This window comes from Vibrio amylolyticus (genome assembly GCF_023145695.1).
Classification (GTDB): domain Bacteria; phylum Pseudomonadota; class Gammaproteobacteria; order Enterobacterales; family Vibrionaceae; genus Vibrio; species Vibrio amylolyticus.
The window spans coordinates 1-298 of record NZ_JAJHVV010000048.1 but is presented as its reverse complement, the minus strand read 5'-3'; the positions used below and the strand labels follow the sequence as shown (position 1 = coordinate 298).

Here is a 298-nt window from a genome sequence, read left to right as displayed (position 1 = left end):
TTCGTCAGCTTTCCAAATTGTTAAAGAGCAGATTTTCTAATGAAAACCATTTTTAAATACACTCGTCAGAATGCGCTTAAAGATGGTGGAGCTATGCGGGATCGAACCGCAGACCTCCTGCGTGCAAGGCAGGCGCTCTCCCAGCTGAGCTATAGCCCCATAAACTTAATGCTTTAAAGCCAACTCTTTTTGGGAAAAGAATTGGTGGGTCTGAGTGGACTTGAACCACCGACCTCCCGCTTATCAGGCGAGCGCTCTAACCAGCTGAGCTACAGACCCAGCATTAAACTCTTAACTT

General features: G+C 46.6%; 2 tRNA genes. Both read right to left on the bottom strand.

The annotated features are described in order from the left end of the window. Window positions 1-83: 83 nt before the first annotated feature. A tRNA-Ala gene (locus KP803_RS21830) sits at window positions 84-159 on the bottom strand. 43 nt (window positions 160-202) lie between these two features. Continuing rightward, a tRNA-Ile gene (locus KP803_RS21825) sits at window positions 203-279 on the bottom strand. Window positions 280-298 lie beyond the last annotated feature (19 nt).